24 protein-coding genes are annotated in these 23,300 nt (G+C 69.9%); 10 read left to right on the top strand and 14 right to left on the bottom strand.

What is annotated here, in order from left to right:
- Positions 1-118: 118 nt before the first annotated feature.
- Together ACVHNB_RS40975 and ACVHNB_RS40970 are read right to left on the bottom strand one after the other, a co-directional pair.
- A complete protein-coding gene (locus tag ACVHNB_RS40975) occupies positions 119-571 on the bottom strand; it encodes a GNAT family N-acetyltransferase (RefSeq protein WP_428953599.1) in 453 nt (150 codons plus the stop codon).
- A 77-nt stretch (positions 572-648) separates the two neighbouring features.
- Positions 649-1,107 (bottom strand): MarR family winged helix-turn-helix transcriptional regulator, encoded by a 459-nt coding sequence (locus ACVHNB_RS40970; RefSeq protein WP_428953600.1) that lies wholly within the window; start codon positions 1,105-1,107, stop codon positions 649-651.
- A gap of 142 nt (positions 1,108-1,249) precedes the next feature.
- Between ACVHNB_RS40970 and ACVHNB_RS40965 the strand changes: the two genes are divergently transcribed.
- Positions 1,250-2,461 carry an MFS transporter gene (locus tag ACVHNB_RS40965; RefSeq protein WP_428953601.1) on the top strand — a complete coding sequence of 404 codons (1,212 nt, stop codon included), beginning with the start codon at positions 1,250-1,252 and terminating at the stop codon, positions 2,459-2,461.
- Between the two features lie 87 nt (positions 2,462-2,548).
- A complete protein-coding gene (locus ACVHNB_RS40960; protein WP_428953602.1) occupies positions 2,549-2,971 on the top strand; it encodes a GlcG/HbpS family heme-binding protein in 423 nt (140 codons plus the stop codon).
- Positions 2,972-3,049: 78 nt separating this feature from the next.
- Here ACVHNB_RS40960 and ACVHNB_RS40955 read toward each other — a convergent pair whose 3' ends face one another.
- The gene (locus tag ACVHNB_RS40955; RefSeq protein ID WP_456227133.1) at positions 3,050-3,916 is read right to left on the bottom strand and encodes a GNAT family N-acetyltransferase; all 867 of its coding nucleotides are present in this window, start codon (positions 3,914-3,916) and stop codon (positions 3,050-3,052) included.
- 5 nt (positions 3,917-3,921) lie between these two features.
- Positions 3,922-4,458, bottom strand: a complete 537-nt coding sequence (locus ACVHNB_RS40950; protein WP_456227132.1) for a DUF2269 domain-containing protein — start codon at positions 4,456-4,458, stop codon at positions 3,922-3,924.
- 694 nt (positions 4,459-5,152) lie between these two features.
- On the opposite strand from ACVHNB_RS40950, the gene ACVHNB_RS40945 reads away from it, so the two are divergent.
- Positions 5,153-6,604: a globin domain-containing protein gene (locus ACVHNB_RS40945; protein WP_428953605.1), complete on the top strand. Its 1,452-nt coding sequence runs from the start codon at positions 5,153-5,155 to the stop codon at positions 6,602-6,604.
- A 34-nt stretch (positions 6,605-6,638) separates the two neighbouring features.
- Here ACVHNB_RS40945 and ACVHNB_RS40940 read toward each other — a convergent pair whose 3' ends face one another.
- The 5 genes from ACVHNB_RS40940 to ACVHNB_RS40920 all read right to left on the bottom strand — a co-directional run bounded on the left by ACVHNB_RS40940 (position 6,639) and on the right by ACVHNB_RS40920 (position 10,328).
- Positions 6,639-7,121, bottom strand: coding sequence for an NUDIX domain-containing protein (locus ACVHNB_RS40940; RefSeq protein ID WP_428953606.1), 483 nt, complete (start codon positions 7,119-7,121; stop codon positions 6,639-6,641).
- 59 nt (positions 7,122-7,180) lie between these two features.
- Positions 7,181-8,086 carry a LysR family transcriptional regulator gene (locus tag ACVHNB_RS40935; RefSeq protein ID WP_428953607.1) on the bottom strand — a complete coding sequence of 302 codons (906 nt, stop codon included), beginning with the start codon at positions 8,084-8,086 and terminating at the stop codon, positions 7,181-7,183.
- Positions 8,087-8,295: 209 nt separating this feature from the next.
- Complete coding sequence (locus ACVHNB_RS40930; protein WP_456227131.1) at positions 8,296-9,441, bottom strand: cystathionine gamma-lyase; 1,146 nt, start codon at positions 9,439-9,441, stop codon at positions 8,296-8,298.
- Positions 9,438-9,941: a low molecular weight protein-tyrosine-phosphatase gene (locus ACVHNB_RS40925; protein ID WP_428953609.1), complete on the bottom strand. Its 504-nt coding sequence runs from the start codon at positions 9,939-9,941 to the stop codon at positions 9,438-9,440. The genes ACVHNB_RS40930 and ACVHNB_RS40925 overlap by 4 nt, the downstream gene beginning before the upstream one ends.
- 9 nt (positions 9,942-9,950) lie before the next feature.
- Positions 9,951-10,328 (bottom strand): phage holin family protein, encoded by a 378-nt coding sequence (locus ACVHNB_RS40920; protein WP_456227130.1) that lies wholly within the window; start codon positions 10,326-10,328, stop codon positions 9,951-9,953.
- A 72-nt stretch (positions 10,329-10,400) separates the two neighbouring features.
- Between ACVHNB_RS40920 and ACVHNB_RS40915 the strand changes: the two genes are divergently transcribed.
- The 4 genes from ACVHNB_RS40915 to ACVHNB_RS40900 all read left to right on the top strand — a co-directional run bounded on the left by ACVHNB_RS40915 (position 10,401) and on the right by ACVHNB_RS40900 (position 12,603).
- Positions 10,401-10,718: a cupin domain-containing protein gene (locus ACVHNB_RS40915; RefSeq protein ID WP_428953611.1), complete on the top strand. Its 318-nt coding sequence runs from the start codon at positions 10,401-10,403 to the stop codon at positions 10,716-10,718.
- A 144-nt stretch (positions 10,719-10,862) separates the two neighbouring features.
- The gene (locus ACVHNB_RS40910) at positions 10,863-11,075 is read left to right on the top strand and encodes a DUF5326 family protein (protein ID WP_428953612.1); all 213 of its coding nucleotides are present in this window, start codon (positions 10,863-10,865) and stop codon (positions 11,073-11,075) included.
- A gap of 246 nt (positions 11,076-11,321) precedes the next feature.
- Positions 11,322-12,035 carry an IclR family transcriptional regulator gene (locus tag ACVHNB_RS40905; RefSeq protein WP_456229008.1) on the top strand — a complete coding sequence of 238 codons (714 nt, stop codon included), beginning with the start codon at positions 11,322-11,324 and terminating at the stop codon, positions 12,033-12,035.
- Positions 12,036-12,135: 100 nt separating this feature from the next.
- Positions 12,136-12,603, top strand: coding sequence for an SsgA family sporulation/cell division regulator (locus tag ACVHNB_RS40900; protein WP_428953614.1), 468 nt, complete (start codon positions 12,136-12,138; stop codon positions 12,601-12,603).
- A 75-nt stretch (positions 12,604-12,678) separates the two neighbouring features.
- On the opposite strand, the gene ACVHNB_RS40895 is transcribed toward ACVHNB_RS40900, so the two are convergent.
- Positions 12,679-14,052: a YibE/F family protein gene (locus ACVHNB_RS40895; RefSeq protein ID WP_428953615.1), complete on the bottom strand. Its 1,374-nt coding sequence runs from the start codon at positions 14,050-14,052 to the stop codon at positions 12,679-12,681.
- Positions 14,053-14,283: 231 nt separating this feature from the next.
- On the opposite strand from ACVHNB_RS40895, the gene thiC reads away from it, so the two are divergent.
- The gene (gene thiC / locus ACVHNB_RS40890; RefSeq protein ID WP_456227129.1) at positions 14,284-16,068 is read left to right on the top strand and encodes a phosphomethylpyrimidine synthase ThiC; all 1,785 of its coding nucleotides are present in this window, start codon (positions 14,284-14,286) and stop codon (positions 16,066-16,068) included.
- Between the two features lie 137 nt (positions 16,069-16,205).
- On the opposite strand, the gene ACVHNB_RS40885 is transcribed toward thiC, so the two are convergent.
- The 3 genes from ACVHNB_RS40885 to ACVHNB_RS40875 form a co-directional block, all read right to left on the bottom strand.
- A complete protein-coding gene (locus ACVHNB_RS40885; protein WP_428953617.1) occupies positions 16,206-17,087 on the bottom strand; it encodes a hypothetical protein in 882 nt (293 codons plus the stop codon).
- A 182-nt stretch (positions 17,088-17,269) separates the two neighbouring features.
- Entirely contained in the window at positions 17,270-18,337 is a 1,068-nt protein-coding gene (locus ACVHNB_RS40880; protein WP_428953618.1) for a metallophosphoesterase, read from the bottom strand.
- A gap of 216 nt (positions 18,338-18,553) precedes the next feature.
- Positions 18,554-19,666 (bottom strand): LacI family DNA-binding transcriptional regulator, encoded by a 1,113-nt coding sequence (locus tag ACVHNB_RS40875; RefSeq protein WP_428953619.1) that lies wholly within the window; start codon positions 19,664-19,666, stop codon positions 18,554-18,556.
- Positions 19,667-20,045: 379 nt separating this feature from the next.
- Between ACVHNB_RS40875 and hisC the strand changes: the two genes are divergently transcribed.
- Complete coding sequence (gene hisC, locus ACVHNB_RS40870) at positions 20,046-21,125, top strand: histidinol-phosphate transaminase (protein WP_456227128.1); 1,080 nt, start codon at positions 20,046-20,048, stop codon at positions 21,123-21,125.
- Between the two features lie 45 nt (positions 21,126-21,170).
- Here hisC and ACVHNB_RS40865 read toward each other — a convergent pair whose 3' ends face one another.
- A complete protein-coding gene (locus tag ACVHNB_RS40865) occupies positions 21,171-21,566 on the bottom strand; it encodes a cyclophilin-like fold protein (protein WP_456227127.1) in 396 nt (131 codons plus the stop codon).
- A gap of 223 nt (positions 21,567-21,789) precedes the next feature.
- Here ACVHNB_RS40865 and ACVHNB_RS40860 point away from each other — a divergent pair, with 223 nt between their 5' ends.
- Entirely contained in the window at positions 21,790-23,295 is a 1,506-nt protein-coding gene (locus ACVHNB_RS40860) for a cytochrome ubiquinol oxidase subunit I (protein ID WP_456227126.1), read from the top strand.
- Positions 23,296-23,300: the final 5 nt, after the last annotated feature.

The raw sequence follows: 23,300 nt of genomic DNA, 5'->3' as shown, positions 1-23,300 counted from the left end.
TCGTGAGGGGCCGTTTCACGTGAAACGGCCCCTCGCCTGTTTCACGTGAAACAGGCGAGGAACCTTGTCTTGTCACTGAAGCGGGCGAGGGGCCCTGCCTTGTCACTGAAGCGGGCCGTCACAGCTGGAGTTTGAAGCCCACGTGTGATGCCACGAAGCCGAGCCGCTCGTAGAAGCGGTGGGCGTCGGTGCGGGTCGCGTCGGAGGTCAGCTGCACCAACTGGCAGTCCTGGCGCCGCGATTCCTCGACGGCCCACGTGATGAGGTGCGTCCCCAGGCCGCTGCCGCGCTCATCGGCGTGAATGCGTACGCCCTCGATGATCGAGCGAGTGGACCCCTTCCGGGAGAGGCCGGGGACGACCGTGAGCTGGAGGGTGCCGACGACGCGGCCCTCGCGTACGGCGACGACGAGATGCTGGTTCGGATCGGCGGACAGCCGTGCCTGGGCGGCGAGGTACGGCGTGAGGTCCTCCGGCGACTCGCGCCGGGCTCCCAGCGGATCGTCGGCCAGCATCGCGACGATCGCGGGGACGTCCTCGGCCACGGCCGGTCTGATCTCAAGATCTCCCATGGCCGCAGCCTAGGCGGGACGTCCCCGACGGCTGTCCCGGGGCGTGGATCACCCCGGGCGGGACCGACCGGCCCGGGTCACACAGGGACGCGCAGCCCCTCGACGGCCCGCACGAGCGGGGCGAGCTCGGGATTCTCCGCCGCGGTGTCCAAGGCCTCGCGCAGGGCCGTCTCGTTCGTGGGGCGGGCTTCCTCGAGGAGCTTGAGGCCGGCCTCGGAGACGTTCGTGTAGATGCCGCGCCGGTCGGTGGGGCACAGGTAGCGCAGGAGCAGGCCGCGGTCCTCGAGGCGGGTCACCAGACGGGTGGTGGCGCTCTGGCTGAGCACGACGGCGTCGGCGACCTGCTTCATCTGCAGATGGCCGCCCTCCCCGTCGTGCTGTCGGCTGAGGACGTCGAGCAGGGAGTACTCGCGCACGCTGAGATCGTGCTCGGCCTGCAGGGCGCGCTCGATGTGCGCCTCGATCCTCCCGTGGAGCAGGGAGAGCGCGCACCAGCCCTGGGAAAGGGCGGTGAGTGCGGGGTCTGTCGCTGTCATGGCTCGTGGATCCTCCGTCCCGGAGCGGCTGCACACCAGGGTAGTCGATGCGCGAAATTGCCCGCGCTTGCTATTAGCCAGCGTCTGCAATTATTGTGAGGTCTCGTAAAGCGCACCCGCAACAGTCTGGAAGGTGAACCCCATGCCTCTGGCGCTTCTCGCCCTCGCGATCGGGGCCTTCGGGATCGGAACCACCGAATTCGTGATCATGGGATTGCTCCCAGAGGTCGCGGGTGACTTCGGAGTCTCCATCCCCACGGCCGGATTCCTGGTGACCGGCTACGCCCTCGGCGTCATGCTCGGCGCCCCGCTCATGACCGCCCTGGGCACCCGCGTCTCCCGCAAGCGCATGCTGATGCTGCTGATGGGCCTCTTCATCGTCGGCAACCTGCTCTCCGCCGTCGCTCCCGTCTTCGCCGTGATGCTGATCGGCCGTGTGGTCGCCTCGCTCGCCCACGGTGCCTTCTTCGGCATCGGCTCGGTCGTCGCGGCCGAACTGGTGGCCCCGGAGAAGAAGGCCGGCGCGATCGCCATGATGTTCACCGGCCTGACCGTGGCCAACGTCGTCGGCGTCCCGCTCGGTACCCTCGTCGGCCAGTCGGCCGGCTGGCGTGTCACGTTCACGATCGTCGCCGCGCTCGGTGTCGTCGGCCTCGCCGGCATCGCCAAGCTCGTCCCGGACCTGCCCAAGCCCGAGGGCGTGCACCTGCGCCACGAACTGGCCGCGTTCAAGAACGTGCAGGTCCTGCTCGCCATGGCGATGACCGTGCTCGGCTTCGGCGGTGTCTTCGCGGCCATCACCTACATCGCGCCGATGATGACGCACGTCGCCGGCTTCGCCGACGGCTCCGTGACCTGGCTGCTCGTCCTCTTCGGACTCGGCATGGTCGGCGGCAACCTCGTCGGCGGCAAGTTCGCCGACCGCGCCCTGATGCCCATGCTGTACGTCTCCCTGGGCGCTCTGGCCGTCGTGCTCGGCCTGTTCACGGTGACCGCGCACAACAAGATCCTGGCCGCGATCACCATCGCCCTGATCGGCGCCCTCGGCTTCGCGACCGTGCCGCCGTTGCAGAAGCGGGTCCTCGACCAGGCCTCCGGCGCGCCCACGCTCGCCTCGGCCGTCAACATCGGCGCCTTCAACCTCGGCAACGCCCTGTCCGCCTGGCTCGGCGGCATGGTGATCTCCGCGGGCCTCGGCTACACCGCCCCGAACTGGGTCGGCGCCGTGCTCGCCGCAAGCGCCCTCGTCCTGGCCGTCGTGTCGGCCGCCCTGGAGCGCCGTGAACCCGCGCCCGGCCTGGTCGTCGCCGGCGCAGGCGCCGAGCAGCGGCACGCCGAGCCGGTCCACCACTGATCCGGGCCTCTTCCCTCGGTCCCTCGGGCCTCTGCCCCAAGAACCCCTCGCCAAGAGCACCACGCACCACCCCGCAAGGAGCACCCCATGAGCACCACCACCGCCGTCGCCCCGCTGACCACGCAGGACGCCGATGCTCTCGTCGCCGCCGCCGGTCGCGCCGCCGAGGCCGCCGGAGTCACCGTCAGCGTCACCGTTCTCGACGCCGGGGGTCATCTCCTCGCCTTCCGCCGCGACGACCGCGCCGTCCTGATCTCCGGTGAGACCAGCACCCGCAAGGCGTACACCGCGCTGCAGCTGAACGCGCCGACCGCCGACCTCGTCGACCTGGTCAAGCCCGACGGTCCCTTCCACAGCCTGCCCACCGCCCTCGACCGGCCGCTGCTGTTCATCGCCGGTGGTCTGCCGGTCCACCGCGACGGCCGTCTCATCGGCGCCATCGGGGTCGGCGGCGGTGCCCCCGAGCAGGACCACGGTTTCGCCACGACGGCCGTGGAGTCGCTCGCCTAGCAGCGCCCCGTACCGACACGGGCCCGCCCCCGAGCAGCCGCATCACCGCGGCACTAGGGGGCGGGCCCGTCGCGTTCGTCAGCCGGCCGCGACCGTCAGCGGGGCGAAGCGGCGCGTCCAGTCGCCGGGCAGGTCCGGGGCGCCGAGGTTCATCACCGCGTTCATGCTGATGCCCTCCAGACCGCGCTCCTTGAGCCAGGCGCGCAGCTCCTCGTGACGTACGTCGATGTCGGTCCGCAGCGGCCGGTCCGTGCCCGCCGCCAGCGAGGCGACCAGGGCCTTCGCGGTCTCGGTGTCACGGGCGATCAGCGGGCCGACGACGTGGGTGTCCATATTGGGCCAGGCCGCGGCGTAGCCGATGAGCTCGCCGCCGTCCTCGGCGACGCGCAGCTGGTCCGCGAAGGCCGGAAGGCGCGTGATGATGTGCGTGCGGTCGGGGCCGAACACCTCGGCGTCCAGGCGCAGGATCGCCGACAGGTCCTCGGCGGTGGCCGGACGCGTGGCGACTGCGGGCGCCGTGCCGTCGGCGACGAAGCGGCCGCGCACCATCTCGGCCTGCCCGGTGACCTTGAAGCCCAGCTCCTCGTAGAGCGGTCGCCCGTACGGCGTCGCGTGCAGCGTCAGCGGTGTCGTCCCCGCCTGCTCGACGACGTACCGCATCAGGCGTCGGCCGACCCCCTGGCGCGCGTACCGCTCGGCGACCAGGACCATGCCGATCGCGCCGAGTTCGGGCCGGTCGCCGGGCCCGTACGCGGTCACGACGCAGGCGGTGAGGAGCCCGCCGTCAGGAGCGTCGATGCCGTAGCCGGTACCGGCAGCGAGCAGCAGGCCCCACTTGTGTTCCTCGCGGGGCCAGCCCCGGTTCTCGGAGAGGTCGGCGCACGCGCGCACGTCACCCCGGCTGAGGCGGCGGATGGGCAGGTCGGAGAGGGAAGGTGTCGACACGCAGGTCAGGCTGTCGGACGGAGCCCGGTGGCGTCCACCGCTTTGGGTGCAGTGACCCGGTGCTTTCGGCCACGTCGGGTCGGTCCCCAGGGCTTGAGCACCGAGATCGCCGTCATGAAGACGTACGCGACCAGTGAGACGACCGGGCCGGCCAGCAGATCGATCGGGCGGGTCGACGACCCGCCGGCCGACAGCGTCCTCACCGCCTCGTCGACGCCCGGCCGCAGGGCGAGAACCGAGGCGGCGGTCGTGGCGAGGGTCAGCCAGAACTTGACGTAGACCCACCGGTGCCTGGCCAGGCCCCACGGGGTACCGAGCGAGAGTGCCAGACCGCTCAGCAGGGTCAGCAGGGCGAGCGGGATCACCAGCCAGTCCGCGAAGAGCTTCATGGCACGGGCCGAGGCCTCCACGGCCGGACCGGCACCGGTGGACGTCTCCGTGACCGCGAGTGCCACCAGCCCGAGCGTGACACCGAGCCAGCAGCCGGAGGCGGCGACGTGGACGACGAGGAGTGCCCGTCGAGGGCGGCGTTGAAGTTTCACGTGAAACACCGTCCCGGCATCGGCTCCCCAGGGCGTCTGACGGCGGGAGTAATCCCGCGTACTGGCCTCGGCGTACACGCCGGGCCGGGGCGGCATCGCAGCGACCTGGACGCGGCGCTGCCGGTCCGGTCGCACGTGGAACTCTTCGGGACCGGGACGGTATCGATCGCGGTCAATGCGGACCGGTACGGTGCAGGACTCGCACCGCGTCCCTATGCGGGTCGTGATCTGCTGGAGGGGGACGAATTGGTGCCGCGCGACCGGTAATTGAGGAATTAGCAGGGATCCTGAGGATCGCTTAATCGGCGGTTAAGGCGGGAAGGGCTTGTACCACTGGCGGCTGCCGGTATGGTCGACTCCGGTTCACGCACGGAACCTTGAGGAGGCTGGGGGGACTGGGGTGGCGCGCACGCAGGCCGACGCAGCCTAACCGGACGAAGAGATCGAAGACCCGCACTTTCCGCTTTGCGTTCTGCGCAATGACACGTGGTGGCACGCTGTGGTGAGAGGACTGCGGACAATGTCACATTCTTGCCTTACTTGTCCGTAGCGGGCAGGAATGCAGGGTTCAATGTGGGCCGCATTGGCTGTCGAGGCAAACGGGGGAAAGCGCACAGCTTCCGCGCAGCGGAAGACCGTGGCAGAGCACGGAAGTACGTAGACCGACCGAAAGATGTTCGAGGCGAGGCACAGCATGGACGCTCCGACCACTACGTCGGCCGATTCCGGTTCGGGCGGCGGGGGCGGCTGGTTCACGCCGCGCACCACCCCGGCACCGCATCCGACCCCCTCCGGACCCGACCGGGAGTCCGGCGACGACCGCCGGGTGACCCCGATCCGTCCCGTCGGCCGGCCCGCGGCGGCACCGGCCGAGGACGAGCCGGACGAGGGCCGAATACCCCAGCCGCGCACGCGCCGTGAGCCGGAGCCCGACCCGCGGCAGTCCCCTGGCGCCCCGCCCGCCCAGCAGCCCACCGCCCCGGCGGGCCCCGTCGCAGAGCCCCGTCGGATTCACCCCGTCCGGGCGAACGCCTCCCCCGACGCGATCCTCGTCCGCCGCACCATGGAGGAAGTCGGCCCCGTCGCCGACAAGGTCACCTCGTACTTCTACGCGCTGCTCTTCGTCCGCCACCCCGAGCTGCGCCCGCTGTTCCCCGCCGCGATGGACACCCAGCGCGACCGGCTGCTCAAGGCGCTGCTGACCGCCGCGGAGCACGTCGACAACAAGCTCGTCCTGGTCCCGTACCTGAAGAACCTGGGCCGGGGGCACCGCAAGTACGGCACGCAGGCCGACCACTACCCGGCCGTCGGCGAGTGCCTCATCGCGGCGCTCACCAGATACGCCACGACCACCTGGGACGCGGAGACCGAGGCCGCCTGGGTGCGTACGTACACGACCATCTCCCAGGTCATGATCGACGCGGCGGCCGAGGACGAGCTCAAGTCCCCGGCCTGGTGGCTCGCGGAGGTCGTCGCGCACGATCTGCGCACGCCCGACATCGCTGTCGTGACGGTCCGGCCCGACCAGCCGTACCCGTTCCTGGCCGGCCAGTACACGACGCTGGAGACGCCGTGGTGGCCGCGGATCTGGCGGCACTACTCCTTCGCGGGGGCGCCCCGCTCCGACGGGCTGCTCTCGTTCCACGTGAAGGCGGTCCCGGCCGGCTGGGTCTCCAACGCCCTGGTGCACCGCGCCCGCCCCGGCGACGTGCTGCGGCTCGGCCCGCCCGCCGGCTCCATGACCGTCGACCACAGCACCGACAGCGGCCTGCTCTGTCTGGGCGGCGGCACCGGCATCGCGCCCATCAAGGCGCTCGTCGAGGACGTCGCCGAGCACGGGGAGCGGCGGCCGGTCGAGGTGTTCTACGGCGCCCGCACCGATCACGACCTGTACGACATCGACACGATGCTGCGCCTCCAGCAGAGCCACCCGTGGCTCTCGGTGCGGCCGATCGTGGACCAGCTGGCTCATCTGCAGCTGCCGGACGCCGTGCGCGAGTACGGCCCCTGGAACGAGTACGACGCCTATCTCTCGGGACCGCCCGGCATGATCCGCAGCGGTGTCGACGCCCTGCGCTCCATCGGCATCCCGGGCGACCGCATCCGCCACGACTCCGTGGAGGAACTGGTCGGGGCCGGGGACTGAGCCGCGCGGGCCGGACGTGCCGCAGGGGCGAGGATCAGCCCAGGTCCGGCGCGTGCATCGCCCGTACGCCCTCGATGTTGCCGTCCAGGTAATGGCGCAGGGACAGCGGCACCAGGTGGACCGAGGCGATGCCGACACGCGTGAAGGGCACGCGCACCACCTCGTACTCGCCGCACGGCTCCTCGATCTCGGGGCCGTGCCGCTGGTCGAGGTCCATCGACTCCAGTCGGCAGACGAAGAAGTGCTGGACTTTGACGCCGGTCGCGCCGCCGTCCTCGCCGATGTGCTCGACGGTGTCCACGAAACAGGGCACCACATCGACGATCTTGGCGCCGAGTTCCTCGTGCACTTCGCGATGGAGGGCGTCCACGACGGTCGTGTCCTCCGGCTCGACTCCGCCACCGGGAGTCAGCCAGTACGGATCGACGCCGGGCTTGGTCCGCTTGATCAGGATCAGGTCGTCGCCATCGAGCAGAACGGCGCGTGCGGTGCGCTTGACCACGGGTCGGACGGTCATGGGAGAAATGTGGCCCGGCCGGTTCCACGTGAAACATTCCGCATCGCGCAGACCCCCGCTCACGACCAGTCGACAGCAGCGCGCAGCAGCCACTCGTGCGCCCGCGCGATGTGCGGCAGAGCGAGTGTGCCGGTGCGGACCACCAGGAAATACGTACGCAGTGGCGGCACGGGCGGGTCGAGCAGGGCCACGACCTCGCCGCGCTCCAGGGCGGGTGCGCATAGGTAGCGCGGCAGGACGGCGAGGCCCGCGCCCGTGATCACGCACGCCAGCACCGCGCGGAGGTCGGGTACGACGACCGTGCCGGAGACGGCAGGGCGGTGATCGAAGACCGAGGCCCAGTAGCGGGAGACCAGCGGCAGCGATTCATGGACCTCGACCACCGGGAACTTCTCCAGGGAGGGCGCCGCGTCCCGGTGCAGCTTGCCGGAGCCGATCCGGGCGGCCCAGCGGGGGGCGGAGACCAGGACGTGCTCCTCGTCGCAGAGCGGAGTCGCCGTGAGCAGGGAGCCGCGTGGACGGGCCGTCGTGATGGCCAGATCCTGATGTCCGGCGGCCAGCCCTTCCAGGGACTCCTCGGCCGTGCCGAAGGAGGCGCGTAAGGCGACGCTCCAGCCGTCGTCCCTGGTCAGCGCCGTGAGAGCGGGTAGGGCCCGTTCCGCGGTGAATTCCGGGGGCCCCGTGAGATGCAGGGTGCGGACGGCCGACTCCTCGTCGAGCCCGGCCTCGGTGATCTCCACGAGGGCGTCGAGATGCGGGGCCGCTTTGTGCGCCAGCTCGTCACCGGTGGTCGTGGGGGTCACGCCGCGCGCCTGGCGCAGGAACAGCGGTCTGCCCAACTGCCGTTCCAGTGTGCGGATCTGGGAGGTCACCGCGGGCTGCGAGAGTCCGAGCAGCGTGGCGGCGCGCGTGAAGGACCCGGCGCGATGGACCGTCACAAAGGTGCGCAGCAGGGCGAGATCCATGGCCACGTCCCTCCCGTCCGGCATCCGCGTCGCGCCCAACTATAAATATGTCGATAGGTTCCTGTCGCTACCGTGATTGGACACTGACACAGAGTCAACTAGCCTTGTTTGCGCGGTTCTTCGCGCGCAGAACCGTGACGGTCCGAGCCACGAGGGGGGAGGCTCGGGCCGTCTGTTGTGCGTAGCCCGGTACTAGGTGGTCGGTGAAATCACCGCGGGGCGGCCCCGTCGGCCGTATCATCCAGCGCCCGCAGTACGTCCGCCACCAGATCCTCGGTGTTCTCGGCGCCGGCCGAGAAGCGGATGAAGCCGTCCGGGACGGCGTCTCCGCCCCAGCGTCCCCGCCGCTCGGCAGTGGACCGTACGCCGCCGAAGCTCGTCGCGTCGTCCACCAGCGTCAGGGCGCCGAGGAAGCGCTCGGCCCGCTCGCGCGAGGGCAGTTCGAAGGAGACGACACAGCCGAAGCGGCGCATCTGGCGCGCGGCGACGGCGTGGGACGGGTCGTCGGGCAGCCCCGGATGACGCACCCCGCCGACCCGTCCCCGCAGCGCCTGCGCCACGGCCAGCGCGTTGGCGTTCTGCCGCTCGGCCCGCAGCTCCAGCGTCGCCAGTGAGCGATGGGCCAGCCAGGCCTCCATGGGGCCGGGAACGGCCCCGACGATCTTGCGCCAGCGCCGCACCGAAGCCGCCGGCTCGGCGGCGGCGCAGGTCACGTAGCCGAGCAGGAGATCGCCGTGCCCGGTGAGCTGCTTGGTGGCGCTGGCCACGGAGAAGTCCGCGCCGAGCTCCAGCGGGCGCTGTCCGAGCGGCGTCGCGAGGGTGTTGTCGACCGCGACCAGCGCCCCGCGCGCGTGGGCGGCGTCGGCGAGGCGCCGGATGTCGCACACGTCGAGCCCGGGATTGGACGGCGTCTCCAGCCACAGCAGCCGGGCCCCGTCGAGGAGTTCGAGCTGCGCGTCACCGCCGGTCGGCGCCGTGCGCACCTCGATGCCGTACGCCGTCAGCTGCTCGCGTACGAGAGGGAGGGCCTGGTAGCCGTCGGACGGCAGGACGACCGCGTCCCCCGCGCGCAGCTGCGAGAACAGGACGGCCGAGACCGCCGCCATGCCGGAGGCGAAGACCAGCGTCTCGACGTCCTCGCGGCCAGGGGCCTCCAACGCGCTGACGGCCCGCTCCAGATGGGTCCAGGTCGGGTTCTCGTCACGGCCGTACCTGTAGGGCCCCGACACCTCTCCGGGGAGATGGAAGTGGGCGGCGAACACCGGCCCGGGCAGGGTCGGTTCGTTCTTGACCGGCTCGGGAAGCCCCGCTCGCACGGCCCGTGTGCCGTCGCCGACCCCGCCCGCTCCGGTCATGCCGCCCGCCCCTCCACCGCGTCGCGCACGGCGTCGAGCAGACCGTCGCTCGCCGCCTCGACCATCCTCAGGCACTCCTCGAAGCCGTCCAGGTCGCCGTAGTACGGGTCGGGGACGTCCAGCGCCGAGGTGTCGGCCGCGGGGTCGTAGGAACGCAGGAGACGGATCTTCTCGGCGTCCTGCGGCGTCGGTGCCAGGCGGCGCAGCGTCCGCAGATGGCCCGCGTCGAGGGCGACGACCAGGTCGAGACGGTCGAACCAGTCCCGGTGGAACCGGCGGGCCGTGTGCGCGCTGGAGTAGCCGCCCTCTCGGAGGACGTGGACGGTGCGCGGATCGGCGCCGTCGCCCTCGTGCCAGCCGTCGGTGCCGGCGCTGTCGACCTCGACGGCGCCGGACAGGCCGGCCTCCTCGACGCGGGCGCGGAACACGTGCTCGGCCATGGGCGAGCGGCAGATGTTGCCGGTGCAGACGAAACAGACGCGGAACGGGGTGGCAGTCATGGCGGCGGCTCAGTCGTTGTCGGGCAGGACGACGTTCAGCGCCCAGGAGACGATCGAGATGATCAGGCCGCCGACGACGGCGGTCCAGAACCCGTCGACGTGGAAACTCAGGTCCAGCTTGTCGGCCAGCCAGGAGGTCAGCAACAGCATCAGGGCGTTCACGATCAGCGTGATCAGGCCCAGCGTGAGGATGAACAGCGGGAAGGTGAGGACCTTCACGACCGGCTTCACCAAGAAGTTGACCAGGCCGAAGATCAGCGCCACCAGGATCAGGGTGCCGACCTTCTTGCCGGTGCTGTCCCCGGTCAGCGTGATCTTGTCGAGCACCCAGACCGCGACGGCCAGGGCCCCCGCGTTGGCGAGCGTCTTGACTACGAAATTCTTCATGTGTCTGATCGTGGCAGACGAGACCGGTGACATGGCCGGTGACAAGTGCGGACGGCGAGGACGACGAGGGCGATGAAGGCATTCCGGCTGGACGAACTGGAGGCGGAGCGCGTCGCCAACGACGGCGCGTACCTGCAGTTCCTGCGTGAGCGGAACATGTCGGTCGGGCTGTACGCGCTGGACGCGGGGGAGCACGACCCGCAGCAGCCGCACCACCAGGACGAGGTCTACCTCGTGGTCAGCGGCCGCGCCTCGATCACCGTCGGCATGGAGACCACCCAGGTCGGCCGCGGCAGCGTGGTGTACGTGCCGGCCGGTGTCGCCCACAAGTTCCACCACATCAGCGAGGACCTGCGGGTCCTGGTCGTCTTCTCTCCCCCGGAGAGCTGACCCCGGACCCCGGGGTTCCCTAAGGGTCGGGTCAGGGGAGGACAAGGGATCGCGGGGCCCCGCACGGCTCCCCGGCGTGTCAGCATCGATGCAGGAAGTCAGTGGGGTCCGGCAAGGGCTCCGGAAGCGAAGGGAGCGATGGCAGTGCGAGAGATATTCGCGGGCATGCCGTGGTGGGTGAAGTGGGTCGCGGTGCCGGTCATCGCCCTGGTCGTGTTCGGCGGGCTGATCCTCAGCGTCGTCGGCTTCGTGATCGACCTGCTCTTCAAGGTACTGGTGTTCGCCGCGCTCGTCGGTGGACTCATCTACGTCGTACGGAAGTTCATGGCGGGATCGTCCTCGCGCAGCGACTGGTGAGCCGCGGCACGGACGCGGCGGAGGGCTCCGGTCGTTGCGCGGTGCGACCGTTCGCACGACCGGGGGAAGTTTCCGTTCCGGGCCCGCACCAAGCGGTGGCCAAGGGTTAAAGTCCGGAATCCGACGGCTTCACCCCCCGTGAGTCCCGGGGACGCGGGGGACCCACGCGCATCGGGAGTGAACTTGGCCACGGCTGACCCCGCACCCGCAGCCCCGCAGACGCTCATCGGCTCCGTCCAGCGGGCCATGCGGCTGCTGGAGGCGGTCGCTGCGCACGACGAAGGGGCTCCCGCCAAGCAACTCGCCAGAGAGGCCGGAGTCGCCCTTCCCACGGCCTACCACCTGCTGCGCACGCTCGCCCACGAGGGCTATCTCCGCAAGGACAAGGGCGTCTTCATGTTCGGGGCCGCGGCCGAGCGGCTGAGCAGCAGCGGGGCGCAGCAGAACCGTCGCGGTATGACCACCGACGCGCTGCGCCACTGGCGGGACACCCTGGGCGTTCCCGTCTACTTCGCGATCTACCGCGAGGGTGAGATCGAGATCGTCGCCGTCGCCGACACTCCGGCCGCCCCGGCCGTCGAGGAATGGGCGGACTTCCGCGAGACCGGCCACGCCCACGCGATCGGCCAGTGCCTGCTCTCCCAGCTCGACGAGGAGGCCAGGCGGGACCACCTCGACCGCTATCCGGCCCGCTCCATCACGCCGTACTCGGTACGCGACAACCGGTCACTGCTGCGCAAGTTGAGGTCCGTGGGGCGGATGGAACCCGTCATCGAGCGTCAGGAGTACGCGCTCGGCACGGCCTGCGCCGCGTTCCCGATCACCATCGGCTCGACGGCGGCGGCTCTGGCCATTTCTCTCCCTTCCCATCAGGCCGGGAAACTGCTGCCCGCGGTCCGGCAGTTGCAGGACGAGATCGGAAAGCTCGTAGGGACACTCGCCTTCTCTATCAGCATCTGAAAACTCACTCCTTGTAATCTCCTGTGTACTTTAAGCAAGATGCCAGCAGTGTCAGAGAGGTCATTCCTGGCCAATCGACGGCAAGTTGACGGGGTAGGCGATGCGCGAGTCGGTACAAGCAGTTCAGGCAGAGGTCATGATGAGCTTCCTCGTCTCCGAGGAGCTCTCGTTCCGCATCCCGGTGGAGCTCCGGTACGAGGCCGGGGATCCGTACGCGGTGCGGCTGACCTTCCATCTCCCCGGGGACGCGCCCGTGACCTGGGCGTTCGGCCGGGAGCTCCTCGTCGACGGGGTCAACGGGGCCACGGGTGACGGCGATGTGCGGATCTCCCCCGTGGAGTGCGCGGGTGGCGGCGGGACCGGCGAGCTGCCGGGCGAGGTGCACATCCGGCTCCAAGTGGGCAGCGATCAGGCGCTGTTCCGGGCCGGGGTCGCGCCCCTCATCGCGTTCCTCGACCGCACGGACAAGCTCGTCCCGCTCGGTCAGGAGCAGGCGCTGGCCGACTTCGGCGCCGACCTCGACGAGGTCCTCGACCGGATCCTCGCCGAGGAGCAGAGCGCGGGCTGATCTTTTTACCAGCCCGGTGCATCCATTGACGTAACGCTTCAGCAGCCGCGGTGCGCCCGAGCAGTTCCGCGTCGCTCAGCGCTTACGTCGTCGGCCCCTGCCACCGCGCACCGGAGCGGCCTCCTCGGGCCCGTGGGATCCCGGGCGGTCGGCGGAGACCACCAGGGCGGCCAGCGCGGTGGTCACCGGCACGGAGGCCACCAGGCCGATCGAGCCGACCAGCGTGCGCACGATCTCCTCGGCCACCAGTTCGCTGTTGGCCACGTCGACCACGCTGCTCTGCGCGATCGAGAAGAGCAGCAGCAGCGGCAGCGCCGCGCCCGCGTACGCGAGCACCAGCGTGTTGACGACGGACGCGATGTGGTCGCGGCCGATCCGGATCCCCGCCCGGTACAGGCCGCGCCAGCCCATCGTCGGATTGGCCTCGTGCAGCTCCCACACCGCCGAGGTCTGCGTCACCGTCACGTCGTCCAGGACGCCGAGCGAACCGATGATGACGCCGGCGAGCAGCAGACCGCTCATGTCGATGTGCGGGTACAGGCCGTGGATCAGGCCGGTGTTGTCGTCGGTGTTGCCCGTCAGCGCCGCCCAGCCGATGAACAGCGAGCCCAACAGGCCGATCAGCAGCAGCGATACGAGCGTGCCGAGCACGGCGACCGAGGTCCGGGCCGACAGGCCGTGGCACATGTAGAGCGCGATCAGCATGATCGCGCTCGCCCCGACGACCGCCACCACCAGGGGATTCGAGCCCTGCAGGATCGCCGGGAGGATGAAGAAGGTCAGCACCATGAAGCTGACCGCGAGCGCGACCAGCGCCATCACACCCCGCAGGCGGCCCACCACGACCACGGCCACGGCGAAGATCCCGGCCAGCAGGGCCATGGGGATCTTGCGGTTCACGTCGGTGACCGAGTACTGCAGATTGTCCGGAGCGTCGGGCGCGTAGGCGACGATCACCTTCTGGCCCTCGTGCAACTGCCGTGGTGAGTCCGGCTGGACGACCTCGGTGAACGTACGGCCCGTGTCCTTGCCGGTGTCGATCCGGATCGTGGCGTTCCCGCAGATGCCCGTGGCCTGTTGCTGGGCGGCGGAGCCCTCGGCCGTGGAGGTGTCGCCGGTGGGGGTGTCGCCCGAGGCGTTCACGGACTTGCAGTCGACCTTCTCGACCTTGGTGACCGTGGCCTGTTGCGTCTGCCGGTCGAAGCCGACACCGGTGCGCTCGTGCGCCGGTGCGCCGCCCGGCCACAGCACCGCCAGACCCACGACGACCGCGACGGAGAACGGCACCAGGATCGCCGCGATCACCTTGCGCAGGTGCTTGGAGACGGGTGCGGCGGGGCCGTGGCTGTGCGAGTGGCCGTGGCCACCGGGGCCGTGTCCTGCCCCGGACGGGCCCGATCCGTGCGGCGGTCGGGGCGGCGGAGGCGGGGACTGCTGCGTGGTGGTCACCGCCCGATCATCGCAAGAACGGCAGGGGCCCTCTGTTCAACGCGTCCGACATGACGCTAGCGTGGAGGCACCTTTGCACACGCGGGAGCTCGGAGCACCGGGCTGAGAGGGCGCTGACCTCCGTACCGAAGCGTGTTTCACGTGAAACGGCGTGGAACACCGTGGGACGGACACCGCTGCGTCGACCGCCGAACCTGTTACCGGGTAATGCCGGCGTAGGGAGTAGGTCTCATGACCACAACGGACGCACGCACGCCTGCCTCCAGCCAGGGCGAGAACCTGAACGAGGCCGGGAAGTCCATCGGCTGGCACAAGGGGTACATCGAGGGCTCGCGCCCCGACCTCCACGTGCCGGTCCGCCAGGTGCACCTCACCAACGGGCAGTCGGTCACCCTGTACGACACCTCAGGCCCGTACACCGATCCGACCGTCGACACCGATGTCCGCCGGGGCCTCGCGCCCCTCCGTGAGAACTGGATCATCGCCCGCGGCGACACCGAGGAGTACGCGGGACGCCCCGTCCGACCCGAGGACGACGGCATTAAGCACACCTCGCCGCGCGGTGGACTGCGCAACCTCGACGCGGTCTTCCCGGGCCGCCCGCGCCAGCCGCGCCGCGGCAGGGACGGGCAGGCCGTGACCCAACTCGCGTACGCCAGGCGGGGCGAGATCACCCCGGAGATGGAGTACGTGGCCATCCGGGAGAACGTGGCGCCCGAGGTCGTCCGCGACGAGATCGCGGCCGGCCGGGCGGTCCTGCCGGCCAACGTGAACCACCCGGAGATCGAGCCGATGATCATCGGCAAGCGGTTCCTGGTGAAGGTCAACGCCAACATCGGCAATTCCGCCGTCACGTCCTCCATCGAGGAGGAGGTGGAGAAGATGACATGGGCGACCCGCTGGGGTGCCGACACCGTCATGGACCTCTCCACCGGCCGCAACATCCACACCACGCGCGAGTGGGTGCTGCGCAACTCCCCCGTCCCGATCGGCACGGTGCCGCTCTACCAGGCCCTCGAAAAGGTCGACGGCAAGGCGGAGGAACTGACCTGGGAGATCTACAAGGACACGGTCGTCGAGCAGGCCGAGCAGGGCGTGGACTACATGACGGTCCACGCCGGCGTCCGCCTCCCGTACGTCCCGCTGACCGCCAACCGCAAGACCGGCATCGTCTCGCGCGGCGGCTCGATCATGGCCGCCTGGTGCCTCGCGCACCACAAGGAGAGCTTCCTCTACGAGCACTTCGAGGAGCTGTGCGAGATCCTCGCGGCGTACGACGTCACGTACTCGCTCGGCGACGGCCTGCGCCCCGGCTCGATCGCGGACGCCAACGACGAGGCCCAGTTCGCGGAGCTGAGGACGCTCGGCGAACTGAACTCGATCGCCAAGCGGCACAACGTGCAGACGATGATCGAGGGTCCCGGGCACGTCCCGATGCACAAGATCAAGGAGAACATCGACCTCCAGCAGGAGATCTGCGAGGAGGCGCCGTTCTACACGCTCGGCCCGCTGACCACCGACGTCGCCCCGGCGTACGACCACATCACGTCCGGGATCGGCGCCGCGATGATCGCCTGGTGGGGCACGGCGATGCTCTGCTACGTCACGCCCAAGGAGCACCTGGGCCTGCCGAACAGGGACGACGTGAAGACCGGCGTCATCACGTACAAGATCGCGGCGCACGCGGCGGACCTCGCCAAGGGGCACCCCGGCGCGCAGGAGTGGGACGACGCGCTGTCCGACGCCCGCTTCGAGTTCCGCTGGGAGGACCAGTTCAACCTGGCCCTCGACCCGGACACGGCACGGGAGTTCCACGACGAGACGCTGCCCGCGGAGCCGGCGAAGACCGCGCACTTCTGCTCGATGTGCGGTCCGAAGTTCTGCTCGATGAAGATCTCCCAGGACATCCGCCGCGAGCACGGCTCGACCAAGGCGGAGGTCGAGGCGGGCATGGAGCAGAAGTCGAAGGAGTTCGCGCAGGCGGGCAACCGGGTGTACCTGCCGCTGGCGGACTGACGCCGGCAGCCGGTCACGACCGCCACAGCCCGGTGGGGCCGCGCGCCCGGTCCCGCCGGGCGCGCGCCTGACCGCGGGCTCGGGGTGCGCGCAGTCCGCCCCGAGCCGAGGTCATGGCCCCGTGGTCCGACCGAGGGTCAGTCGGGCTGGTGCTCGGGACCGCCGAAGTCCGGGCTCGAGAAGTCCGGGCTGGAGAAGCCGGCGCGCTGTCCCGTGGCGGTGCCGCCGCCATCGGGGCTGCTGAACCCCGGCCTGTTGTAGCCGAGCTGGGGCATCCGGCTCGCCGAGCCGCCGCGGCCCCCGAGCGGCGCGCTGCCGCCCGTCGGGGGGTCCGTCAGGGCGTCCCGCAGGAACGGCAGGATGCCGCGCTCGAGGAGCGCCTTGCCCCAGGCTTCCCTGGCTCGTGCCACCTCCTCGTTGGCCTCGCCGTGGGCGCTCGCCTGGAGCGAGGTCGACCCGTTGCGCAGAGCCGTCAGGAGCAGGCACACGGCCGCGACGAGGATGCCCGCCGCGGTGAGCGCGCCGAAGACCCAGCCGACCGACAGCAAGGTGTCGGCGAAGTCCGGCGGCGGGTTGAGCATTTTCAGGATGTAGCCGACCAGCAGGAAGATCGCTGCGGCGGTCCCGGCGAGGACCGGTGCGAGCACGACGGCGACCGCGGCGACACCGGGTCCCGTGGTCTCCGCGACCTCGCCCACGGTGGCGGCGAAGCCCATCGAGCTGCCGCCGCCGGACTCGGCCGTGCTGGAGGTGCCTCCTTCACGTAGCGGACGGACGGGCCGCGGGGCCGTACGCAGTTCCTCGCGGACCTTGACGTAATGCTGGTACTCGGCGACGGCCGCCGTGCTGATCAATGCGGCGGCGTTGAGCGCCATGGTGCGCAGCTGTTCGGGGTTGAGCCGCTGGCCCACTGCGGCGAGATCAGGCCGATTCGGTGCGGTACGCAGCGCCTCATCGAGGATCCGCTCGAACTCGGGGCGGTCCTCGTTCAGCAAATGCGGAGCGCTGTTCATGTGCATCCCCCGATGCTCCGTAGGGCTTGGTGGCCCGCATGGTTACGAGCCGTCGGGCAGAAACGGAGGGGAGCCTGCTACGGATAAGCCGATGGTAGAGCGGTCACGGCACGCGGTGACAGGGGGTTTCCGGAAATTGCCCCTCTGTCAGCCGAAGCCTCCGTTTACCGCGTCTGCCCGATCAACCCTCAGATATCCATGGGGAGTTGCTGGACCAGCAGCTTTCCGGCCATGGTCACGCCGCCGTCCATGGCGATGGCCAGACCGCCCGCGTACACATGCGGCCCCTCGACGACGGGCCCGCTGTCCTCGCCGTCGGCGTCCTCGGTGCCGACCTCGCCCAGGAGGTACGGGATCGGGCTGTGGCCGTGCACGACGCGCGAGCCGCCGTAGGTGCCGAGGAGTTCGCGGACGGCACCGGGACCCGATTCGTCGTCCCGGAACGCGAAGCGCTTGGTGAACTTGCGGAACAGGTCCCAGCACTCGTCCGCGTCGTTGCGGGTGAGCGTCTCGCGGACCGTGTCGTTGACCGCCTCGATGGAGTCGCCGTAGTCGAGGTAGGCGGTGGTGTCGGAGTGCATGAGGAGGTGGTCGTCCTCGATCTCGATCGCGTCGAGCCGGGACATCCACTGCAGATGTACGTCCTGGAGGCGGTCCATGTCGGACTTCTGGCCGCCGTTGAGCAACCAGGCCGCCTGGAAGGTGGCGGTGCCGGCGCCGGAGTTGACCGGGGTGTCGCCGAAGCGCTTCGCGCCGAGCAGCAGCAGCTCGTGGTTGCCCATGAGCGCCTTGCAGTAGCCGCCCGCCGCGGCCGCCTCGGCGCTGAGGCGCATCACGAGGTCGATGACGCCGATGCCGTCGGGCCCGCGGTCGGTGAAGTCGCCGAGGAACCAGAGGCGCGCGTTGCCCGCCGCCCAGTTGCCCGCCGCGTCGACCAGGCCCTTCTCGCGGAGCGCCGCGAGCAGCTCGTCGATGTAGCCGTGCACGTCGCCGACGACGTACAGCGGGCCCATCTCGTCGCTCGCCCGGGGCGCGGCCTGCGGGACCTCGACCTGCACGGTGTCCCCTCGGTTGATGACCGGCAGGTCGCGCTCCGTCGGGGTGTAGCCGTCGGGGAACGGGGCTGGGTCGGGGGAGCCCGGGACCGGGTCGGCCGGTACCACGTTCGCCGGTACGTCATGGACGTACGCGGGAACGCGGAAATCACGCAGCGTCTCCGTGCGCGCTGCGGGTCCCTGACCGGCCCCCTGAGTCATCGACCCCTCCACCATTGCGCCGCCTGTGCACCGGATCGGACTGCCTGGTCGCAGCGGCCCGCGGTGTCGTGCGCCCATCATAGGAATGCGGCTCGCGCTGTGTGATGCACCAGGGGTGGTGAATCGGTGACGGGCGGCTGTTCCCCACGCTTTTCTCCCGAATTGGTGCGTACTTTTCCTCTCGTCTGCGGGGCTGCTGTGGGTGGCGAGGGCCGGTCAGCCCTGCCCCGGGGAACGGGGCGGGCTGACCGTGGTGCGCTGCGGGCGGCGCTGCGAGGAGGTCCGCACGATCAGTTCGGTCGGTATCACCTGCTCGACCGGCTGATCCGAATCGACCCCTTCGATGGCATCGATGAGGAGCTGGACGACGGCCGTGCCGATGCGGCGCGGTTTGAGCGAGAGGGTCGTGATGGGCGGCTCGGTGTTGGCGTAGACGTTCGACTCGCTGCAGCACACGAGCAGCAGGTCGTCCGGGACGCGTAGGCCGTAGCGACGGGCTGCGGCGAGCAGGTCCGTGCCATTGGGGTCGAACAGCCCGTAGACCGCGTCGGGGCGGTCGGGCCGGGCGAGCAGGCGGTCGGCGGCGACGGCCCCCGCGCACGGGTCGTGCGCGGGATAGGACTCGTAGACCGGCTCCTGCCCGATCCGCTCGCACCAGCGCAGATAGGCGGAGGTGGAGAGGTGGGTGTAGGTGTCCGTGGTGGTGCCGGTGAGGAGGCCGATGCGACGCGCGCCGGCTTCCGCGAGGTGGTCGAGGATGCCGAGGACGGCGGCCTCGTGGTCGTTGTCGACCCAGGCGGTCACGGGCAGGGTGCCCGCGGGACGTCCGTCCGAGACGACGGGCAGGCCCTGGCGGACCAGCTCGCTGACGACCGGGTCGTGGTCGGAGGGGTCGATGACGACGGTGCCGTCGAGGGCGACGTTCGACCACACGTCGTGGCGTGAGGTGGCGGGCAGGATGACGAGGGCGTAGCCGCGGGCGAGCGCCGCGGACGTCGCGGCTCTCGCCATCTCCGCGAAGTACGCGAATTCTGTGAAGGTGAAAGGTTCATCCCCGTAGGTCGTCACTGTCAGGCCGATCAGGCCCGACTTGCCGGTACGGAGCGTGCGGGCGGCCGCGGAAGGGCGATAGCCCAACCGATCGGCGACCTCGCGGACATGGCGTCGGGTGGCGTCCGGGAGCCGGCCCTTGCCGTTGAGCGCATCGGAGACAGTCGTGATCGAGACCCCGGCGGCGGCGGCAACGTCTCTGATGCCTGCCCGGCCCGGCCGGGTGCCCCTGCGGGTCGTCTCCGCCCGGCTCACCTGGTGCTTCCCTGCTGCTGTCATGGCGAGCCGATAGTAGGGCTCATGCGGTTGCATGGCGGGGGCGCATATGCCGGGGTTGACAGGCACGTTTCTGCAAGGCGAAAGGCGCTCAACGACCTTGGAAAACAAGGGAGTTGCGGGTGTCGACAGGGATGCGTCACTTGTCGGCGCGCATGGGCCTGCCAAGTCGGCGATGTTGCGAGTAGGTCTCAACTCACCTTCACGGGTGATGCGCGCCACGGCGCGAGCCACCGGCGCGCGCCAGGCTGCAGAGCGCTCCCCCCTCCCCGTACGCCTTCGGATGCCCTCGTGCGGGACGGAAGGGACCGGCCCATTGGGGCGGGCGGCGAATCCTCTTAAGGTGAGCAGTATTGGAACGGTGGCCACAAGGAGGACTGCGGTGAGCGAGACGAACCCCAAGCTGCGCGCGGAGCTGGCGGGGATCCCCACCTACAAGCCGGGCAGGCCGGCGGCTGCCGGGGGCCCGGTGGCGTACAAGCTGTCCTCCAACGAGAACCCCTATCCCCCGCTGCCCGGCGTCATGGAGCAGGCGATCGCCGCGGCCGGGACCTTCAACCGCTACCCGGACATGGCGTGCACGGGCCTGATGGCCGAGCTGGCCGACCGCTTCGGGGTGCCGGTCGAGCACCTGGCCACCGGCACGGGCTCGGTCGGCGTCGCGCAGCAGCTGCTCCAGGCGACCAGCGGTCCGGGGGACGAGGTCATCTACGCGTGGCGGTCCTTCGAGGCGTACCCGATCATCACGCAGATCAGCGGCGCGACGTCCGTGAAGGTGCCGCTCACGCCGGGCGAGGACCACGACCTCGACGCCATGGCCGACGCGATCACCGAGCGCACGCGCCTCATCTTCGTGTGCAACCCCAACAACCCCACGGGCAAGGCCATCCGCCGGGCCGAGCTGGAACGGTTCCTCGACCGGGTGCCCTCCGACGTGCTGGTGGTGCTCGACGAGGCGTACCGGGAGTTCATCCGTGACGCCGAGGTGCCGGACGGCGTGGAGATCTACCGGGACCGGCCGAACGTGGCGGTGCTGCGGACCTTCTCGAAGGCCTACGGGCTCGCGGGGCTGCGGGTCGGCTTCGCCATCGCCCACGAGCCGGTGGCGGCGGCGCTGCGCAAGACGGCGGTGCCGTTCGGCGTCAGCCAGCTCGCGCAGGACGCGGCGGTCGCCTCGCTGCGCGCGGAGGACGAACTGCTGGGCCGTGTCGGCTCGCTGGTCTCCGAGCGCACCCGGGTCGTCGGGACGCTGCGGGCGCAGGGCTGGACGGTGCCCGAGACGCAGGCCAACTTCGTGTGGCTGCGTCTGGGGGACCGGACCGTCGACTTCGCGGCCGCGTGCGAGCGGGCCGGGGTCGTCGTGCGGCCGTTCGCCGGTGAGGGCGTGCGGGTCACGGTCGGCGAGACCGAGGCGAACGACATCTTCCTGCAGGCCGCGGAGGCGTTCCGCAAGGAGCTGTGACGCCTTCTGCGCCGATCGGCCTCGACCGGCTCTGACGGAGGCTGATCAGACCAGCTCGACGCGGATCGGGTCGCCGCCGCGCACCGTGGCCAGCGTCCGCGGATCCCCGTCGAGCCGGCCGAGCAGATTGCACGGGCTCGCGAGGCGGCACTCGTCGCCGCGCGAGATCGGCGTGGGGCCGTAGGGGAGGGCGAGGGCGTCGCCGTCCGTCCAGAAAGCGACCGTGCCCGGCTCCACGACCTGTCGGGCGTCGGCCTCGCGCGGGACGCTGACGCCCGTGTCGAAGTACACCTCCTCGCCCCAGGTGTTCGCCGTGGCGGCGAGCGGAAGTGCCGTGAGCAGGGCCTGTGTTGTCGGGGTGTCCTCGACCGTCGCCGTGATGTGTCCGGCCGGCCAGGAGATGCGGATGCGGGTCCGAGGCTGTTCGGGCGTGGGCTGCATGCCGCGAATTCAACAATATGTTGAAGAACTTCGGAACCCCTCGCCGCCCACCCCTGTGGCGTTGCTCGCAGTAAGGGGACCCCCCTTCGGATCCCGACAGCCAGTACGACATAATGCTTGTGAATGTGAACGCGTTCACAAGCGTGTCCCGGTTCCTCCCGGGATTTGTGGGATTAAAGGGGCAAACTGCCGCTGTGACCACAGCGATGTAAGGAGAGACGCAGTGGACCTGGCTCTGGCGCCGGAGACCCTGGCGCGATGGCAGTTCGGCATCACGACCGTCTACCACTTCCTGTTCGTCCCCCTGACGATCTCGCTCGCGGCACTGACCGCCGGGCTGCAGACCGCCTGGGTGCGGACGGAGAACGAGAAGTACCTCAGGGCCACGAAGTTCTGGGGGAAGCTCTTCCTGATCAATATCGCGATGGGTGTCGTCACCGGCATCGTGCAGGAGTTCCAGTTCGGCATGAACTGGTCGGACTACTCCCGCTTCGTCGGTGACATCTTCGGTGCGCCGCTGGCCTTCGAAGCGCTGATCGCCTTCTTCTTCGAGTCCACGTTCATCGGTCTGTGGATCTTCGGCTGGGACAAGCTGCCGAAGAAGATCCATCTGGCCTGCATCTGGATGGTGTCGATCGGCACGATCCTCTCCGCCTACTTCATCCTGGCGGCCAACTCGTGGATGCAGCACCCGGTCGGCTACAAGTACAACAAGGCGAACGGGCGGGCCGAGCTCACCGACTTCTGGGCCGTGCTGACGCAGAACACGGCGCTCACCCAGGCGTTCCACACGCTGACCGCCTCGTTCCTGACCGGCGGCGCGTTCATGGTCGGCATCGCGGCGTTCCACCTGGCGCGCAAGAAGCACATCGCCACGATGAAGACCTCGCTGCGGCTCGGCCTGGTCACGGTCGTCATCGCCGGTCTGCTCACCGCGGTCAGCGGTGACCTGCTCGGCAAGGTCATGTTCAAGCAGCAGCCCATGAAGATGGCGGCGGCCGAGGCGCTGTGGGACGGGCAGGACTCGGCGCCGTTCTCGATCTTCGCCTACGGAGACGTGAGCAAGGGCCACAACACCGTCGAGCTCTCCATCCCCGGGATACTGTCGTTCCTCGCCGACGACGACTTCAACTCGTACGTCCCCGGCATCAACGACACCAACAAGGCCGAGCAGGAGAAGTACGGGCCCGGCGACTACCGCCCGATCATCCCCGTCACCTTCTGGGCCTTCCGCTGGATGATCGGCTTCGGGATGGCGTCCTTCGCCATCGGCCTGGTCGGACTCTGGCTCACCCGCAAGAAGTTCATGCTGCCGCAGGCCATGAGGGTGGGTGAGGACGAAGTGCCGAACCTCGTCCTCTTCAAGAACAAGGCCCTCAGCCCGAAGTTCACCAAGCTCTACTGGATCGTGGCCCTGTGGACCCTCGGGTTCCCGCTGATCGCCAACTCCTGGGGCTGGATCTTCACCGAGATGGGCCGTCAGCCGTGGGTCGTCTACGGCGTCCTGCAGACCCGCAACGCGGTCTCCCCCGGTGTCTCGCAGGGCGAGGTCCTCACCTCGATGATCGTCTTCACCCTGCTGTACGCCGTCCTCGCCGTCATCGAGGTCAAGCTCCTCGTGAAGTACATCAAGGCCGGCCCGCCGGAGCTGACCGAGGACGACCTCAACCCGCCCACCAAGATCGGCGGAGACCGTGACGCCGACAAGCCGATGGCCTTCTCCTACTGAGGCCC

The organism is Streptomyces sp. YJ-C3, from assembly GCF_053891275.1.
This window is presented reverse-complemented; position numbering and strand designations above follow the sequence as displayed.

Coding starts and splice junctions, on each gene's coding strand:
- ACVHNB_RS40925 (WP_428953609.1), bottom strand. CDS start 9,941: ATGACTGCCACCCCGTTCCGCGTCTGTTTCGTCTGCACCGGCAACATC.
- ACVHNB_RS40945 (WP_428953605.1), top strand. CDS start 5,153: ATGGACGCTCCGACCACTACGTCGGCCGATTCCGGTTCGGGCGGCGGG.
- ACVHNB_RS40905 (WP_456229008.1), top strand. CDS start 11,322: ATGCGGCTGCTGGAGGCGGTCGCTGCGCACGACGAAGGGGCTCCCGCC.
- ACVHNB_RS40900 (WP_428953614.1), top strand. CDS start 12,136: ATGCGCGAGTCGGTACAAGCAGTTCAGGCAGAGGTCATGATGAGCTTC.
- ACVHNB_RS40975 (WP_428953599.1), bottom strand. CDS start 571: ATGGGAGATCTTGAGATCAGACCGGCCGTGGCCGAGGACGTCCCCGCG.
- ACVHNB_RS40915 (WP_428953611.1), top strand. CDS start 10,401: ATGAAGGCATTCCGGCTGGACGAACTGGAGGCGGAGCGCGTCGCCAAC.
- ACVHNB_RS40940 (WP_428953606.1), bottom strand. CDS start 7,121: ATGACCGTCCGACCCGTGGTCAAGCGCACCGCACGCGCCGTTCTGCTC.
- ACVHNB_RS40920 (WP_456227130.1), bottom strand. CDS start 10,328: ATGAAGAATTTCGTAGTCAAGACGCTCGCCAACGCGGGGGCCCTGGCC.
- ACVHNB_RS40970 (WP_428953600.1), bottom strand. CDS start 1,107: ATGACAGCGACAGACCCCGCACTCACCGCCCTTTCCCAGGGCTGGTGC.
- ACVHNB_RS40880 (WP_428953618.1), bottom strand. CDS start 18,337: ATGACTCAGGGGGCCGGTCAGGGACCCGCAGCGCGCACGGAGACGCTG.
- ACVHNB_RS40965 (WP_428953601.1), top strand. CDS start 1,250: ATGCCTCTGGCGCTTCTCGCCCTCGCGATCGGGGCCTTCGGGATCGGA.
- ACVHNB_RS40865 (WP_456227127.1), bottom strand. CDS start 21,566: ATGCAGCCCACGCCCGAACAGCCTCGGACCCGCATCCGCATCTCCTGG.
- ACVHNB_RS40875 (WP_428953619.1), bottom strand. CDS start 19,666: ATGACAGCAGCAGGGAAGCACCAGGTGAGCCGGGCGGAGACGACCCGC.
- ACVHNB_RS40930 (WP_456227131.1), bottom strand. CDS start 9,441: ATGACCGGAGCGGGCGGGGTCGGCGACGGCACACGGGCCGTGCGAGCG.
- ACVHNB_RS40960 (WP_428953602.1), top strand. CDS start 2,549: ATGAGCACCACCACCGCCGTCGCCCCGCTGACCACGCAGGACGCCGAT.
- ACVHNB_RS40935 (WP_428953607.1), bottom strand. CDS start 8,086: ATGGATCTCGCCCTGCTGCGCACCTTTGTGACGGTCCATCGCGCCGGG.
- ACVHNB_RS40885 (WP_428953617.1), bottom strand. CDS start 17,087: ATGCACATGAACAGCGCTCCGCATTTGCTGAACGAGGACCGCCCCGAG.
- thiC (WP_456227129.1), top strand. CDS start 14,284: ATGACCACAACGGACGCACGCACGCCTGCCTCCAGCCAGGGCGAGAAC.